Below are 17,671 nucleotides of genomic sequence, written 5' to 3'. Positions count from 1 at the left end.
TTCACTATTCGCTATTCGTTCATAATTTCCGTTAAAAAAAAATGCTTCCCCACCACAGAGAAGCATTTTTACTATAACTATAACACGAAAACAATACAGAAAATTACTTATTTATCATTAACATCTTTGAGATGAGTTTTGAACCGATACTAATTTGAATGGTATAGATTCCCGAAGAAAGTTCGGAAGTATTCAATTCAAACTTATTGGATCCGGTTGCAGATTTGTACTCAACCGATTTTACTACCTGACCAATTTTATCAATAATCGAAATAAATGCAATGTCGTTAGTCATTGAATTGTAAGATATTTCAACCCTATCTGAAGCAGGATTTGGATAAAGTGTAACTAGTTTTGAATCAACCGTTTCGTAAATTCCAATAGTGACATTTGAGATATTAACTCCCGACTGACATCCATTTGGATTACTGACAACTACCCCATAATCTCCATTCTGGGTGGCTATATGGTAATATAAAGTATCGTCCGGAATCAACACATTGTTGAAGTACCATTCATAACCTGAATATCCTTGCGGAGCGATCAGAGAATCTCCTGATTGAACAACAGAGAAAATTGCCGGAGATACTGCCACATTAATATATGCAGGCTGGATCAGAGTATCACTTCCAAGTGCATTAGTAGTAATAAGCGTTACATCATACGAGCCGGATGTAGAATAACATATTACTCCGGGTGCCGATGCTGTGCTTGAAGAAGGAGAACCACCAGGGAAACTCCAGTTATAACTTGTACCTGACACTGATTGATTATTATAAATTATACAATCTGTTTCACAGATACTCACATCACCTGTTGTAAAGTTAGCCTGGGGATATTGCAAGGCAGTCATAGTATTGATAGTCGTATTTGTGACTATTGGATCATTCATATCAAAAATGATATATGATGTATTTCTTATTACAGTAGGATCCGGCAAACCAATATCAGGTCTTATTCTGTAAGTGACCCAACCATGACTACCCGGTTCATCTATTCCGCTATCAGGTAACATTATATTCAGAAAGTTAAAACGCACTGCACCTGATGCAGTCATTTGTGCAGCCATTGGATGACTACTTTCCAAAACCATAAATGTAGTAGGATCCAGATTAGCATCAAGAGTATCCAGTATGAATACATCGTATGCCGTATCGTTTCCTGTATTCTGGAAATTGATGTGATAAGTTAACTCAGAATTTATTGGAGTGTAATGTTGCGCAAGCACGCCCAAAGGAGAAGAGTGTTTATCGTTCGGGTCATAAGCACAACGTACTTCATAACTAAAGACATCATAGTATACGTCAATGAAATTTCCTGACAGATCAAAAACACTGTCTATTACATTCATAGTAACTGTTTGCATAGCGGCCGGAATTGTGAATTGCATCCCACCTCCAAGATTATAAACTGAACCTGCATTGATTACCGGAGTATTCCACATTAGTGTATCTCCGCTTATCATATCAGGCGGAACTACAGATGAACTGAAAACAGAATTCGAGGAAGTGATCAGGAAAACTCTATCCTGAACTCCAAGATAACCGGTATTCCTTATTGACACATTAACTCCACTAGTCGTATTACATCTGTTTCTCACCCTCGTAATAACTGCACTATGTGCATATAAAAAAGATGAAGAAAATGCTCCAAAATCATTTCCGGAAACTGATGGTGGAATAGTTGATGTATAAGTTAATGGTATCGTAGTCTGACTAAATGTTGGTGCTGGGACATAGGAAGTAGTATAGGTCCCTGAATCGGCATAATAGATGAAATCTCCCGCTGAATTAGAAAATGCCAACTCATTAGTTGGAGAAATTTGAATGAGCGCATTTTGTAAAGGTGGATCATTGACATCACGTACACCATTTTGATTAACATCAAAAAACACATTACCTTGAATTGTTCCTGCAGGATCCTTAATAAAGAATCCATTCGGCATTGAATATGTTGCAGGAAACGGGCCGGGATTAAAAGTTACGAATACATCATATAATCCGGACGGAACTGATCCTGGAATATTGAATGTAGCTGTTCCTGAATCTGCAACTGTCCATATTTGGTTAAAAGGATCCCAAGTGCCGGGCCAATTGACACTTGTAGCATAAATAATTGTTGCTCCCTGCTGTAAATAGAGGTCATTTCCCATAAAAGGCGGTGTAGCATTTGTTATCAGTCCAGCCTGCATGGTTATGGTAGTGGTAAGCATCTGTCCTCTGCGTGCCGTATCAGGAGACACCGATACAATCTGTGCTGTAACAGATCCGGTGAATGCAAGTAATATAAATATGATATAGAAATATTTTTTCATGATTGTGATTATTTGATCATTACTATTTTAGTTACGGATTTATAATTATCTGTTAATTTCAACATATACATGCCTGATGAAAGTTCATAAGAATTAAATGCAATCTTATTCAAGCCATTTGTAGAGAGAATAGTTTTTGCTTCAATTACTTTTCCAACATAATCATAAAATTCAATTTTCACTTTTTGAATTCCTTGCGATAAGAATGAAATTTCAAATGCACCTGCAGATGGATTAGGATACACATCAAGAATGTTTAAAGAAGATATATCATCTTCAATTCCTGTGATCACACCAGAAATATTTACACCCAACTCACATCCATTAGGATTATTGACTACAACACTATAATCCCCATTCTGGGTGGCTATATGGTAATATAAAGTATCGCCCGGAATCAACACATTGTTGAAATACCATTCGTAGCCTGAGTATCCTTGCGGAGCGATCAGAGAATCTCCTGATTGAACAACAGAGAAAATTGCCGGAGATACTGCCACATTAATATATGCAGGCTGGATCAGAGTATCACTTCCAAGTGCATTAGTAGTAATAAGCGTTACATCATACGAGCCGGATGTAGAATAACAAATTGCTCCCGGTGCGGATGCTGTGCTTGATGAAGGAGAACCACCGGGGAAACTCCAGTTATAACTGGTACCTGATGTTGAAAGATTATTATAAATGATACAACTCGTTTCACAAATATTTACATCAGCAGTACTAAATCCTGATTGCGGATATTGCAATGCTGTCATAGTATTTAATGTAGTATTTGTTATGATAGGAGAATTCTGATCGAAAACGATATGAGCAGTATTGGTTATTACTGTCGGGTCAGGAAGTGATGCATCCGGATTCACCTTAAACAATACCCAACCATGACTTCCCGGCTCATCAGTGCCACTATCAGGTAGCATTATGTTGAAGAAATTAAAACGAACATCTCCATTGGGAGTAAGCTGTGTATTTACTTCGTGACTGCTTCCCAGCAACTCGAAAGTCAGAGGGTCAAGATTTACATCAAGTGTGTCAAAAATAAATACATCATAGGCAGAATCATTTCCTGTATTCTGGAAATTTACAAGATAAGTAAGTGCTGAATTGATCGGTGTATATTTCTGCGAAAGCACTCCTTCCGGACTTACATGTTTATCATTCGGATCATAACTGCATCGGACTTCATATGTATAAGTATCTGTGTACACTTCAACGAAGTTTCCTGAAAGATCAAATACACTATCTATAACAGTTATTGACACAATCTGCTGAGCAGCAGGCGCCGTGAATGTAATGCCACCACCAAGGTGATAATACGTACCGGGATTAATTACCGGAGTATTCCAGGTCAGTGTATCACCGTTTATTATGTCAGGTGCGACAGTAGAAGAAACATAAATATAATTGGAAGAGGTAATAAGTGTAATTCTATCCTGAGATGGCAGGAGGCCGGAATTATAGACCTGAACCGGAAGTGATGCATTTAAATTACATCTTACCCTATTCCTTATAATGCTGATATTGTGATCATGTGCATATAAAGATGAGAATGTACCAAAATCCTGTCCGGTAACAGAAGGCGGGATTGTAGAAGTATAAGTTAATGGCGTTGACGTCTGACTAAAAGTGGGTGGTGGGATATAAGAGGTAGTGTATGTTCCTGTATCTGCAAAAAAGATAAACTCTCCCTGACTATTAGTAAAAGCGATTTGATTGCCGGGAGTAAACTGTACTGTACTATTCGCCATCGGCGGTTCGTTAAGATCGCGCACTCCATTTTGATTGGTATCAAAATAAACCGAACCTCTAATAGTTCCTGCAACAACACCGATAAAAAATGCTCCGGGAATAACATTTTGTGTTGGTGTACCCCATGGATTGAGATAGGTATATACCACAACATCATATAATCCACCTGGTGCATTTAAAGGAATGTCAAATATAACACGACCGGAATCAGTGTAAACATAATTTCCCCATGAATCATATCCAAAATACCAATCAGAATAAGGTGAATAAGCACTATTGGCAAAAATTGTCGTAGCACCTTGCTGCAAATAGATGTCACTAGATCCCATAGGACCAGAAGAACTATACATTGCTCCTGCTGCTAGTGTAATTGTAGTTTGCAACGATTGACCTTGCATTCCATTATTTGGTACAATAGACTGCGCATACGTATTAGCAGAATGGAATAAAAATATCAACAAAGATAATATGAGCTTTTTCATGTGGCTAGATCTATTTATTTATTACCAATCGTTTTGAAACAACACCTTTATCATTTGACAATTTGAGCAGATAAATTCCGGAAGCGAAATTGTATTCGAAACTTTAATTTTATTTGAACCTGAATTTACGAGTACTTCTTTTTCGAATACAATTTTCCCAACCTTATCGATCACTGTAACAACAATCATATCTGACGACACAGCATCGAAAGTAATTTCAAAATTTCCATTTGATGGGTTCGGATAAACATCAATAATTTTTCCTGATGTTAAATATTCTACGCCAATAATTACATTCGGAATATTTACTCCGGATTCACAACCATTCGAATTTCCTACAACAACTCCATAGTCGCCATTTTGAGTTGCTACATGATAATACAAAGTATCACCTGAAATCGGATTATTATTGTAATACCATTGGTACGAATCATATCCCTGAGGAGCTACAAGAGAGTCGCCTGATTGAACTATAGAGAAAACTCCCGGTGATGTTGCTACAGAAATAAATGCCGGCTGAATTAAAGTATCACTTCCGAGTGCATTGGTCGTAATTAATGTAACATCATAATTTCCTGCGGTTGAATAGCAGATCAAACCGGGTGAAGCTGATGTGCTTGATGCAGGATTTCCTCCTGCAAAGGTCCATGAATATGAAGTTCCGGACTCTGATTGATTCAAAAACGAAATACAACTTGTTTCACAAATGTTTTGATCTTCCGTTGCAAATATTGATTGCGGATATTGCAAAGCAGTCATTGTATTCATTGTTGTATTTGTTACAACAGGAACATTCTGATCAAAAATAATATGCGAAGTATTTGTGATCACTGTCGGATCAGGTAATCCTGCGTTCGGACTAATTCTGTATTCTACCCAGCCATGACTTGCCGGTTCATCAGCACCACTATCCGGTAACATGATATTAAAGAAATTAAATCTGACAGCACCTGTTGCTGTCATTTGTGTAGTCATCGTATGACTGCTTGCAATAACTTCGAATGTAGAAAGATCCAGATTTGCATCAAGCGTATCAAGGATGAATACATCATAAGCTGTGTCATTTCCGGTATTCTGAAAATTGATGTGATAAGTCAGTGGCGAATTGATTGGAGTATAATGTTGTGACAACACACCTTCAGGAGAAACATGTTTATCGTTCGGATCAAAAGAGCATCGGACATCAGAATAATAACTGTCATAAAGTACAGTAAGTAAATTATTCGAAGAGTCAAATATACTGTCAGAGACGTGGATAAATACCACACTTCCGGCTGAAGGGGCTTGATAAATTAATCCTCCGCCCACGAGTGAAGCCTGACCGCCACCGACATTTGTGATTATCCATCCATAGGAATTAGAAGTAACATAATCCGGTGGAACGGTTGATGAAATGTATTGGAAATTGGATGTAGAAAGTGTTACATGATGCTCTACAGTTAAAAATCCATCGTTCCGGATCTGGATCAATAGTGGTACTGCCATATTACATCTGTACCAGTCTTGAATTATATTTATTTTATTACTATACAGATTAGCTGTTGAATAAGTTCCAAAATCCCTGCCTGTCACTGAAGGTGGAATTGTTTCTGTATAGTTTATAGGTACTGAAGTCTGTGTAAAATTAGCAGAAGGGAGATATTCAAAAAGATAACTTCCTGAATCGGCATAGTAAGTATATTCTCCTGCATAATTTGTCAATGCTATATTGTTTCCCGGAGAAATTCTGATCATCTGATTAGACACCGGTAGTTCACCAGCATCATAATTTCCATCCTGATCCTGATCGAAGTAAACTTTTCCACTTACAGTTCCGGCAGGTGAACCAACAAAAAATCCGTTGTACAGAGTGTATAATACCGGAGTAGCAAAAGGATAGATATTAATATTTACATCATAAAATCCATTTGGAGCATTCGCCGGAATAGTAAAAGTTGCGTATCCGGAATCAGCATAAACCATTCTCATCAATCCAGAGTCAAAATAAGACGGCCAGTTAAACGTTGATGCAAGAATGGTTGTCCCACCTTGCTGCAGATAAATATCACTGGAGTTCCATGGAGCAGACGCATTAAACATTAACCCGGTAGACATAGTAATTGTCGTAGTAAGGGTTTGATTGCGAAGCGCGCTATCGGGATTAATTGAGACAATTTGAGCTTTTGCATTGAACATGCATATCATTGAAAATAAACAGAGTAGGAGTTTTTTCATGAGAACAAAGTTTTTGATGATCAATTTTCAGAGCGTTAGGAGGGCTTCTCTGAACAACAAATGTACTTTTCTGCCGATATCCAGGATTAATATCATCGTTTTTTTGGCAAATTGGTTAAAATGGGTACTGAACACCTGGATTTCAAGGGTCAAGACATTGGTTATTCGGCGATTCAAGCCAAATAATGCTGCAATTAATCCGGCACAAAGCCTTACTTTTATTTGCCTTTATCCCCCCTTTTTCCTTTCTTTGCAGCCCCCAAAAAAGGGTCTGAGCAATGGAACGCAACGTAAAAATATTTTCAGGAACTGAGACAAAGTATCTTGGAGAAAAAATTGCAACCGGATACGGACTTCCTTTGGGAAATGTGAATGTAGTTCGTTTTAGTGACGGAGAATTTTCGCCTTCGTTTGACGAATCAGTTCGCGGATGTGATGTTTTCATTATTCAGTCAACATTTGCTCCATCGGATAATCTGATGGAATTACTGATGTTGATCGATGCTGCTAAAAGAGCTTCTGCACATTACATTACTGCAGTAATTCCATATTTTGGTTTTGCACGTTCCGACAGGAAAGACAAACCGAGGGTTTCAATCGCTGCAAAATTAGTTGCAAATCTGTTGAGCGCAGCCGGAGTAACACGTATTGTTACGATGGATCTACACGCTCCACAAATACAGGGATTCTTTGATGTTCCGGTGGACCACTTAGAGCCTTCATCATTATTCGTTCCTTACATACATTCATTGAATCTTCCGCATCTTGCCATTGCAGCACCTGATATGGGTGGAGTAAATCGTGCAAGAGGATATGCGAAATATTTCAATGCAGAAATGGTTATCTGCGACAAGCAACGTAAAAAAGCCAATGAGATCGATTCAATGATGGTCATTGGGGAAGTTGAAGGTCGTGATATCATTTTAGTCGATGATATTGTAGATACAGCAGGTACATTGACGAAAGCAGCTGATATGTTATTCGACAGAGGTGCAAACAGTGTCAGAGCATTTTGTACACACGCAGTTCTTTCAGGAAAAGCATATGAGAGAATAGCTGCAAGCAGACTGACAGAGCTTGTTGTGACAGACACAATTCCGCTTCGTCATGAATCAGATAAGATCAAAGTCATTTCTACAGCAGAAATGTTTTCGAGAATTATCCGCCGGGTGTACGTCTATGAAAGTATCAATGAATTATTCTTAATTTAATTTCAGTAGTATTAATAAATAACAAAAAAACAAAATGAAATCAATTTCAATTAACGGAACAAAAAGAGCAGCTCAGACAAAACAGGAAAACATTCGCCTGAGAGCAGAGGGAAAAGTTCCATGTGTACTTTATGGTGGAAAAGAACAGATCCATTTCAGTACGCCGGCGCTCTCTCTAAAAGGACTGGTGTACACACCTAATGTATACACAGTTGAATTGAACATCGACGGTGCGAGCTACAAAGCTGTAATGAAAGACATTCAGTTTCATGCTGTATCAGATCGTATCAACCACATCGATTTTCTTGAATTAGATGAAAACAAAAAGATCACAATTGAAGTTCCTGTAAAAGTTTCAGGAAATGCAGTTGGTGTTCGTGCAGGTGGTCAGCTGGTAACTAAGACTCGTCGTCTGAAAGTTTCAGCATTACCAAAAGATCTTCCTGATTCAATTGATGTAAGCATTAACGAATTAAATATCGGCGACGATATCCGTGTTCGTGACATCAAGTTGAAAGGTGTTGAAATTTTAAATTCGCCAAACAGTGTACTTACAGCAGTGAAAATTACACGTGCTGTAGCTGCTGCTGCAACAGACGAAAAAGCAGCTCCTGCTGCCGGTGCTGCTGCTGCGAAAAAATAATAAGCAATTAATTTCTTTGAAAGCCTGCGACGAGAGTTGCGGGCTTTTTTTTGATTAGTAAGTGGTAAGTAGTGAGTGGTAAGTAGCAAGTTTCTACTTTCAATAAACACTTTTCATTTGTTAAAAAAATATACTTTTGTCAATACTATTGAATCGAAGATACAAGAGAAATATAATGAAGCTTGCTACTTACTACTTACCAATTACTACTTACTAAAAAATGAGCAAATTCCTCATCGCCGGTCTTGGCAACATTGGTACTGAATACGAATTCACCCGGCACAATGTTGGATTTGAGGTAGCGAATGCTTTGGCTAAATCGTTGGTGAAAAACGGTGAAGCAACAGACAGGTTATTTACTATCGATAAGCATGCTACTATTCATCATACTAAATTCAAAGGACATCAGATCATTATAATAAAGCCTACCACTTACATGAATCTAAGTGGCAAGGCAGTAAATTTCTGGTTGAGTGTAGAAAAAATTCCTGTTGAGAATTTACTTGTTATTACCGACGACCTGGCACTTCCTTTCGGTACTTTGAGATTAAAGAAAAAAGGTAGTGATGGTGGCCATAATGGCTTGGCAGACATTGCTCTTTCTCTGAATACTACTGACTATAATCGTTTACGTTTTGGTGTTGGCAGTGATTTCAGCAAAGGCAAACAAGTTGATTATGTTTTGGGAAAATGGAATACAGAAGAACAAAAGACTCTACCGGAACGAATTGAAAGATCAGTTGAGATCGTGAAAAGTTTTATTGGGATTGGGGTAGATCGAACCATGTCAGAGTTTAATAATAAGTAGGTGTACTTTAAACTTACTCTTAAACCGACCGATCATTCTGCGAGAAAAAATTGCCCCCATTCAAGTCATTTAAAGTCTTTAGTCTATAACCTCTTATTGCATTCTTCAACCAAAAAATCGCCATCATTTCCTGAATTTCATTAAAAAAACCCAATATTTAACGTCAAAATAATACTTATCAACGGTTAATCCTTGCTTGGTGTCACACTTTTTGCATATCTTTGAACGAAGTCAAAAAAAATAAATAAATGAAAAAAATCTTTACTCTAATTGCCTTAATTTTAGGATCACTTGTTTCGAATGCACAGATCTGCGAGAACTGGAATTCATTTGACACAACTTCAGGTCCAAATTATCACGGATTTACTTTAACTTATTATACGGTTGGTAGTTATTATACTTCAACTCAAAGTTCAGGTCCAAGCGGCCCGAATTCGTATAAATTCGGTCGTGATTCTTGTTCTATGATCACTCCTGATCTAACAGGATATGACAGTATCAGTTTCTGGATGAAAGGAAATGCTTCTACTGGGGGTACAATGGCTAACAGTCAATTGATCCTTTCTGAATCTCCCGATGGTGTAACATATACTGTAAAAGAAACCATCATTCCTGTAGCTTCTGTTTCAGAAACAAAAGCATTTTACTTAACACCGGGGACAAAATATTTGATGTTCTACTACGACAAAGATTCAGGAAACGTAGCCTTCGATGATTTCTGTGCCAGCGTAAGTTCAGTTGGAATTACAGAAACTTCTGCTTCTGCATTCACTGCCTATCCGAATCCAACTCGTGGACAAGTTAATCTTACGTTGAATACTCCTAAAAACATTGAAGCAATCATTACCGATGTATTAGGAAATGAATTAAAGCGTTATGCATTTAAAGCATCTGACATTAATCCGTCGATTGATTTAAGTGATTACAAAGACGGAATCTATTTCATTAAATTGAAATCTGAAAATGGTGAATCTTCTAAGAGAATTATTCTTAAGAAATAATCAGCAATAAATAATATAAAGAACCCGGGTAATTTATCCGGGTTTTTTTATTTTCATACATTAGCAAATCAAATTTAAATGTCATGGCAAATACCGGTAAACGTGCAATGAGTGTTGTAATAGGATTATTAGCATCAATGATCGTTCTCACACTCCTTGAATACATAAATTCAAGAATCTTTCCTTTTCCGGTGAATATAGATATGAAAGATCCGGCGGCTATCAAGGCAGCAATTGATGCAATGCCATTAGCTGCAAAGTTGCTGCATATTTTATGCTATTTCATTGCTTCAATTGTGGGAGGAATGGTTGCAACGAAACTGATCAAGTCAGAATCAAAAAATCCGGCCTTAATTGTCGGAGGAATACTTACTTTTTTAGGATTAGTAAATACTGTTGCAATGGGCGAAGAGATCTGGATGTCTGTTCTGACGTTACTTATTTATATTCCGGGAGCGTATTTAGGTTATAAGATCATTGCAGGTAAAAAAGTTATTGCGTAGAAAAGCGTCTCTTAATACGTACAGTTTTTACATTTTAATAAGTACTTGTCAAGTCGAGGTCAACATCCAAACATTGAGTGGATTCAAAATCAAAAGCCTGTGTTGTCTGGCTGACCTATGACCTTTGACCTTTGACCAAATGGATCAAAACACGAATCCACTACAGCTCCGCTAGCGCACTCCGCATATCAACATTGCTTCTCAATACACCATCGATCTGATCAATCGCAATACGTTCCTGCTTCATAGAATCACGATGACGGATTGTAACAGTGTTATCTTCCAGCGTCTGGTGATCAACTGTAATGCAGTATGGTGTTCCTATAGCATCCTGACGACGATATCGTTTTCCTATAGTGTCTTTACTTTCTGAGGTACAATTGTAATCAAGTTTAAGTTTGTTGAAGATCTCTTCTGCTTTTTCCGGTAAACCATCTTTATTCATCAATGGCAATACTGCACATTTTATGGGCGCAAGGAAAGCAGGAATGCGAAGCACAACACGTTCAGAACCGTCTTCCAGTTTTTCCTCTGCATAACTTTGCGAAAGAACTGCAAGGAACATTCTGTCCAGTCCGACAGAAGTTTCAACCACATACGGAATATAGTTTTCGTTTAATTCAGGATCAAAGTATTGAAGTTTTTTTCCGGAAAATTTTTCATGATTGCGAAGATCGAAATCTGTTCTGGAGTGAATGCCTTCAAGTTCTTTGAAACCAAATGGAAATTCAAATTCAATATCGCATGCAGCATTTGCATAGTGAGCAAGTTTTAAATGGTCATGGAAACGATGTTTGTTACCCGGAAATCCGAGGGACTTATGCCATTTCATTCTTGTTTCTTTCCAGTGCGCATACCATTCCATTTCAGTTCCCGGACGAATGAAAAACTGCATTTCCATTTGTTCGAATTCACGCATACGGAAAATGAATTGACGTGCAACGATCTCATTACGGAATGCTTTTCCTGTCTGAGCAATGCCAAAAGGAAGTTTCATCCTGCCCGTCTTTTGTACATTCAGGAAGTTTACAAAAATTCCCTGCGCTGTTTCAGGACGAAGATATATTGTACTCGATTCTTCACTAACTGAACCAAGCTGAGTATTGAACATTAAGTTGAACTGACGAACATCTGTCCAGTTGCGTGTACCACTTATCGGACAAACAATTTCAAGATCGAGAATTATTTGTTTTACATCAGCAAGATCTTCTGCTTCAAGTGCTGTTTTGAAACGCGCATTTACATCGTCGATCTTTTGCTGGTATTCCATAACACGTGCATTCGTGGTACGGTACGTTTCTTCCTTAAACGTCTCACCAAAACGCTGACGGGCTTTCTCAACTTCTTTGTTGATCTTCCCTTCTATCTTTGCCAGATGATCTTCGATAAGAACATCCGCGCGGTATCTTTTCTTAGAATCTTTATTGTCGATCAATGGATCATTGAATGCATCAACGTGTCCGGATGCTTTCCAGGTAGTAGGATGCATAAAGATAGCAGCATCGATACCGACAATATTATCATTTAACTGGACCATTGATTTCCACCAATAGTCGCGGATATTTTTCTTTAATTCAGCGCCATTCTGGCCATAATCATAAACGGCACTTAAACCGTCATAAATTTCGCTGGATTGGAAAATAAACCCATACTCTTTTGAATGGGAAATGATGTTCTTGAATAAGTCTTCAGTTGTGGGGGTTGCCATAGGTGGCAAAAGTAGGAAAAATGCAGCTATAATGAATGGAAATTTATACCCGGAAAGCGAAAAAACGCTAGAAAATCAATAATAAATCATCTTCAGATTAATTCATGAAATCATTTGAATAAAACATGATTATCTTTAGAAGTTTCAGAATTCCCCTTTGAAAATTAAAAGCCTTTTAATAAAATTGTAATCGATTGTAAAATTATTGGTTGAAATAATCCTATTTAAAATTTAAATAAATGCTATGAATTAACGATATGAAGAAATTTTTTCTGCTCTACATACTTTTAACCATTACCAATCTATCATATTCTCAACGTTCAGAATGGGTGTCAAATAAATCAATTGACAATGGATCCGAAAATCGATTGAAAGGAATGGTCTCCGACAATTCAGGAAATATTTACGTTACCGGATCGAAAAGGTCAATCAATAATGATCAGGATATATTCATTTGTAAATATAATTCATCGGGCAATCTTATCTGGGAAAAAGTAATTAGTTCAACAGGCGATGAATACGGAGAAGCAATTTGTATCGATCCAACAGGCAATATTTATATCACCGGTGGTTTTAGATCTGATGCAATTGATTTTGATCCGGGTATAAATATGCATTTTGTATATGGTCCGGGTGATTGTTTCTATGGTTCATCACATTCATATTTTCTTGCCAAGTATGATAATGACGGGAATTTCGAGTGGGTCAGGAGTTCCGGAAGTTGTCATGGTTCCGGCTTTTGCGGTTCAGACGTTGCAGGCAGGGCATTGACTATAGATAATTCAGGAAACATTTTATTAAGTGGTTTTTTTAGTTACTATCTGACCTTTGGGACAGATACCATTTTCGCTTATACTTGCGGTACAGATATTTTTGTCGCTAAATTCAGCAGTACAGGAACAAACCTCTGGGCATTTGCAATGGGAAGTCCGTCAAATGCTTTTATTGAAACGGCAGACGCAATTAAAGCAGATGCTCAAAACAATATTTACATTACAGGAAATATATTTGGAATAGTAGATTTTGATCCATCCATAGATACAGTATTACATGAAGGTTCGTTGTATCTGGCGAAATATTCACCAGACGGGCAGTTTATCTGGGCCATAGTTCCAACTGTTTACCTGGCTAATGGCACCGATCTGGCTATTGATGATTCATCAAATATTTATTTATCAGCATCATTCAGACAGAATATTACCATTGATACCGGTAATGGAAATTTATTAATTGAAGTCGGCCAGGGTGGAAGTGATGCTTTATTTGAAAAATTTTCTTCTGATGGTGAACTGATATGGTATAAAACTATCAGTAGTCTTTATACACAGACGCCAAATAGCACTTTTTATCCCAATTCGATACAACTTGATAGTAATTCCGATTTACATATTATTGGTACGATAGAGGGAAAAGAAGATTTAGATCCCGGTCCTGATTCGCTTTTTATATCTGGGAATAATATATCAACGTGGGTGAAGTTTGATAAAAACGGGAATTATGAAAATTCATTTTCATTAAATGAACAATCACCAACAGTATTTGCTACAAAGATAAATTTGTTGAACGACAGTGATTTTTACATAGGCGGATTTTTTTGGAACAGTTCCGATTTTGCTCCAGGATGTCCTGAAAATTTTAAGACTTCGACAGGTTCGGATAATATATTTATAGCAAAATATTTACAATCTGTTTCGCCGAAAATCTTTACTGACACACTGAGTCAAACTATTTGTAGTGATGATTCTCTGAATGTTTCGTATTCATTGAACGGAACTTTTAATACAGGAAATTTATTTATCGCTCAACTAAGTGATCAATATGGTCATTTTGAAAATCCAATTATTCTTAATTCAGTTTTTTCGGTAGATCCGGGTACAATAAATTGTCATTTGCCCGACTCAATTTTACCTATCGGAAATTACAGAATCAGAGTGGTAAGTACAGATCCGATTGTATATGGTTGTGACAACTCCAGCGATATTTATTTTACACAAAGTACAAGTGTATATATTGATAAAGACTCTGACAGTTATGATAGTGGTGATACAACAATATGTTTCTTTGGAATTATTCCAACGGGTTATTCGCTATATACATCTGGTACTGATTGTAACGATTACGACAATACTGTCTTCCAGTTAGCCTCTCTTTATAAAGATAATGATCAGGATGGTTATGACAATGGAATCGAATCGCTTTGCATAGGAGGATCTATTCCAACCGGATATTCATATTATTCAAATGGAAACGATTGCAACGATCTTGACAACTCAGTTTTTCAAATTGTTAATATTTATATTGATATGGATCAAGACGGTTATGATGCCGGTATAGAATCTATTTGCATGGGAGGAAATATTCCGTTTGGTTATTCATATATTACTTACGGAACCGATTGTAATGATCTGGATGCTACAATAAACTATGGTGCAATTGAAATTTTGTGCAATGGCGTTGATGAAAACTGCAATGGAAATCAGGATGACTGCCCTCCCATTTCCATTTCCCTGAAAGTATTTATCCAGGGATATTATAATATTACATCCGGCAAGATGGACAACAATAGTCTGGGAGGTTGTTTATACATCACAGGAAATTCCATAGATATAGATGACGTTGACACAATATCGATAAGTTTAATGGACCCAAGTAATTATTCTGAAAAAGCCAAAGCAACCGGCATACTAAAGACTGATGGAAGTGTAACTGTTGAACTTAATTCTGTCACTGAAGGCTATTATTATATATTGATCAGCCATCGAAATTCAATATCAATATGGACTGCTTATCCGTTTTATATTTACGAAAATGCAAGTTATGATCTTTCTGTTAATCCTGGTCAGGTTTATGAATCAAATTTGGCTTTATTGAGCAGCAATCCCGAGGTCTGGGGTTTGTACAGCGGAGAAATTAATAATGGATATGTGTGTCCACTTTGCGGTGATGGCATTATTGAATCTGCAGATTATTCATTTATTGAATCATCATTTACAAATAATCTAGTACACTACTCGGCAGCAGATCTTTCAGGAGACGGGAAAGTTGACTCATTAGATATTTCAATCATTGAATACAACTTACCATTATTCATTAAAGTTTCAAGACCTTGAAAGAATTTGCGGCTTCCTTTTTTATTTCACTTAGATTTATCGAGAACTTAGAATGAGATGAGAGTAAGTAGTTGATGGCGAGAATTATTTTACACACTAATCGGAAAATATAACTTTACAGTAGAATAAACAATCCACTAATAATTAAAATCTTTATTAAATTTGCAAACCAACTTTTAAACTAAATAGATCTCTTTGTGATATCGCCCAAGGTAAAAACAAGAATTATTATTATTCTTTGCACCATACTTTTATTGTTGGTCTCGACCATGTGGTATTCGATCAATTCTATTGATCAGCTTCAGAAAAATCTGGACACACAAATACATACAAGAACAATTATTTTTAATCTAAAAAATAATCTGACCAATTTACTAAACGCAGAAACCGGAGAGCGTGGATTTGTCATTACAGGAAATGAAAAATATCTGGAGCCTTACAATAGATCAATTGAAGAAATTTTAGTAACAAGAAATACTCTTATCGAACTGACCAGGAATGATAAAAGTATTCAGCCTTTGATGGATTCTCTTAATAAATACATTGATCTCAAATTAAATTACATTGATAATATTATCAGTCTTAAAAGAGCAGGTAAAGAAGAGGAAGTTAAGGATTTATTGACAACCGGTGAAGGTAAATTTTTCATGGACAAGATCCGGGAGTATAATCTTGCTCTACAGGAATCAAAAGAAATGTTATTTTCAGAAAGAAAAAATATTACGTATTCAAGTTTAAAAGAAAGCAGAACAATATTTATAAGAGAAGGTATACTCGCAATAATCATTACGATTTTTTTAGCAATTACGATAGTAAGTGAACTTAACAGGAGAATGAGAACTGAAGCACAACTTGTAATTAAGAATCAGGAACTGGAACGTAAAAATAATGAGATCGAACAATTTGCATATATCTCTGCACACGATCTGCAGGAGCCACTCAGGAGTATTTCAAATTTCTCTGTACTTCTGAAAGAAAAGCTACAAGCAAATACAGATCCGGGTACTAACAGGTATATGGATAAAATAATTGCAGCTGCAAGCCGCATGTCAAATCTGATAAATGATCTGCTGGAGTATTCCAGATTGGGAAAGGATATGGAACGCACAAAAATTAACACTGCCAGGTTAGTTGACGAAGTGGTTCATGATATTGGAATTATTATCAAAGAATCCGGAGCCCGGATAACAATTGAAAAATTACCGGTTGTGGTCGGTCACCAGAGTTTGAAATCCTTATTTCAAAATCTCATCACTAATTCCATAAAATTTACAGCGAAAGGCACTAGACCCGAAATAAAAATCTCTTCAACGCAAAATCAAACTGAATTTGTTTTTTCAATTTCTGATAATGGCATTGGTATTGATCCACAATATTTCGAGCGTATTTTTACTATCTTTCAGCGATTACATACAAGGGAAGATTATCCGGGGACAGGAATTGGGCTTGCACAGTGCAAAAAAATTGTTGAATTGCATGGAGGAAGGATCTGGGTAACTTCCAAGCCGGACAATGGTAGTACGTTTTATTTTACTATTTCAAAAAATCAGAAATTATGAAACTCAAAAAGAAGTTAAACTGCATTTTATTAATAGATGACGATTCTGACGACAATGAATACCATGAAATAATTTTACGCAAACTTGCAATCACAGAAAAAATTGACATAGCAATAAATGGCGTCGAAGCAATTAAGTATTTAAAGACCAAAGACAGGGTTCCGCCTGAATTGATTTTCCTGGATATCAATATGCCTAAAATGAATGGCTGGGAATTTCTTGAAGAATATAAAGATCTTGATGTAAAGCAAAAGGCAAAAGTTGTGATCATGATCTTAAGCACATCAACCAATCCGGAATATATTAAGAAAGCCAATGAAATTAAAGAAGTCACCGGGTATGAAAGTAAACCACTGGACAAGGACATGA

12 protein-coding genes are annotated in these 17,671 nt (G+C 36.8%); 8 read left to right on the top strand and 4 right to left on the bottom strand.

Features of this window, described 5'->3' with window-relative positions; all coding sequences use genetic code 11:
• Positions 1–103: 103 nt before the first annotated feature.
• Genes IPL24_11995 through IPL24_11985 form a run of 3 tightly spaced genes read right to left on the bottom strand, consistent with a single transcriptional unit; the run spans position 104 to position 6,759 of the window.
• Positions 104–2,314 (bottom strand): T9SS type A sorting domain-containing protein, encoded by a 2,211-nt coding sequence (locus IPL24_11995; GenBank protein ID MBK8364362.1) that lies wholly within the window; start codon positions 2,312–2,314, stop codon positions 104–106.
• A gap of 8 nt (positions 2,315–2,322) precedes the next feature.
• Positions 2,323–4,545 carry a T9SS type A sorting domain-containing protein gene (locus IPL24_11990; GenBank protein MBK8364361.1) on the bottom strand — a complete coding sequence of 741 codons (2,223 nt, stop codon included), beginning with the start codon at positions 4,543–4,545 and terminating at the stop codon, positions 2,323–2,325.
• A gap of 21 nt (positions 4,546–4,566) precedes the next feature.
• On the bottom strand, positions 4,567–6,759 hold the full coding sequence (locus IPL24_11985) for a PKD domain-containing protein (protein MBK8364360.1): 2,193 nt from the start codon (positions 6,757–6,759) through the stop codon (positions 4,567–4,569).
• Between the two features lie 278 nt (positions 6,760–7,037).
• On the opposite strand from IPL24_11985, the gene IPL24_11980 reads away from it, so the two are divergent.
• From IPL24_11980 to IPL24_11960, 5 genes are all read left to right on the top strand, one after another.
• A complete protein-coding gene (locus IPL24_11980; protein ID MBK8364359.1) occupies positions 7,038–7,970 on the top strand; it encodes a ribose-phosphate pyrophosphokinase in 933 nt (310 codons plus the stop codon).
• Between the two features lie 34 nt (positions 7,971–8,004).
• On the top strand, positions 8,005–8,613 hold the full coding sequence (locus IPL24_11975; protein MBK8364358.1) for a 50S ribosomal protein L25/general stress protein Ctc: 609 nt from the start codon (positions 8,005–8,007) through the stop codon (positions 8,611–8,613).
• A gap of 220 nt (positions 8,614–8,833) precedes the next feature.
• A complete protein-coding gene (locus IPL24_11970; GenBank protein MBK8364357.1) occupies positions 8,834–9,421 on the top strand; it encodes an aminoacyl-tRNA hydrolase in 588 nt (195 codons plus the stop codon).
• Between the two features lie 248 nt (positions 9,422–9,669).
• On the top strand, positions 9,670–10,422 hold the full coding sequence (locus IPL24_11965; protein MBK8364356.1) for a T9SS type A sorting domain-containing protein: 753 nt from the start codon (positions 9,670–9,672) through the stop codon (positions 10,420–10,422).
• 83 nt (positions 10,423–10,505) lie between these two features.
• On the top strand, positions 10,506–10,925 hold the full coding sequence (locus tag IPL24_11960) for a hypothetical protein (protein MBK8364355.1): 420 nt from the start codon (positions 10,506–10,508) through the stop codon (positions 10,923–10,925).
• A gap of 160 nt (positions 10,926–11,085) precedes the next feature.
• Here the strand turns inward: IPL24_11960 and IPL24_11955 are convergent, their stop codons facing one another.
• Positions 11,086–12,633 carry a glycine--tRNA ligase gene (locus IPL24_11955; GenBank protein MBK8364354.1) on the bottom strand — a complete coding sequence of 516 codons (1,548 nt, stop codon included), beginning with the start codon at positions 12,631–12,633 and terminating at the stop codon, positions 11,086–11,088.
• Positions 12,634–12,890: 257 nt separating this feature from the next.
• Here IPL24_11955 and IPL24_11950 point away from each other — a divergent pair, with 257 nt between their 5' ends.
• The 3 genes from IPL24_11950 to IPL24_11940 form a co-directional block, all read left to right on the top strand.
• Entirely contained in the window at positions 12,891–15,743 is a 2,853-nt protein-coding gene (locus IPL24_11950) for a hypothetical protein (GenBank protein ID MBK8364353.1), read from the top strand.
• Between the two features lie 269 nt (positions 15,744–16,012).
• Positions 16,013–17,302, top strand: a complete 1,290-nt coding sequence (locus IPL24_11945) for a CHASE3 domain-containing protein (GenBank protein MBK8364352.1) — start codon at positions 16,013–16,015, stop codon at positions 17,300–17,302.
• A partial coding sequence (locus IPL24_11940) for a response regulator (protein ID MBK8364351.1) occupies positions 17,299–17,671 on the top strand: 373 nt, incomplete at its 3' end. The genes IPL24_11945 and IPL24_11940, both read left to right, overlap by 4 nt.

The sequence above is a fragment of the Bacteroidota bacterium genome (assembly GCA_016711505.1).
In the GTDB taxonomy this organism is placed as follows: Bacteria; Bacteroidota; Bacteroidia; order AKYH767-A; family 2013-40CM-41-45; genus JADKIH01.
Note: the sequence above shows the minus strand (reverse complement) of the source record. Positions and strands in the feature narration are given on the sequence as shown.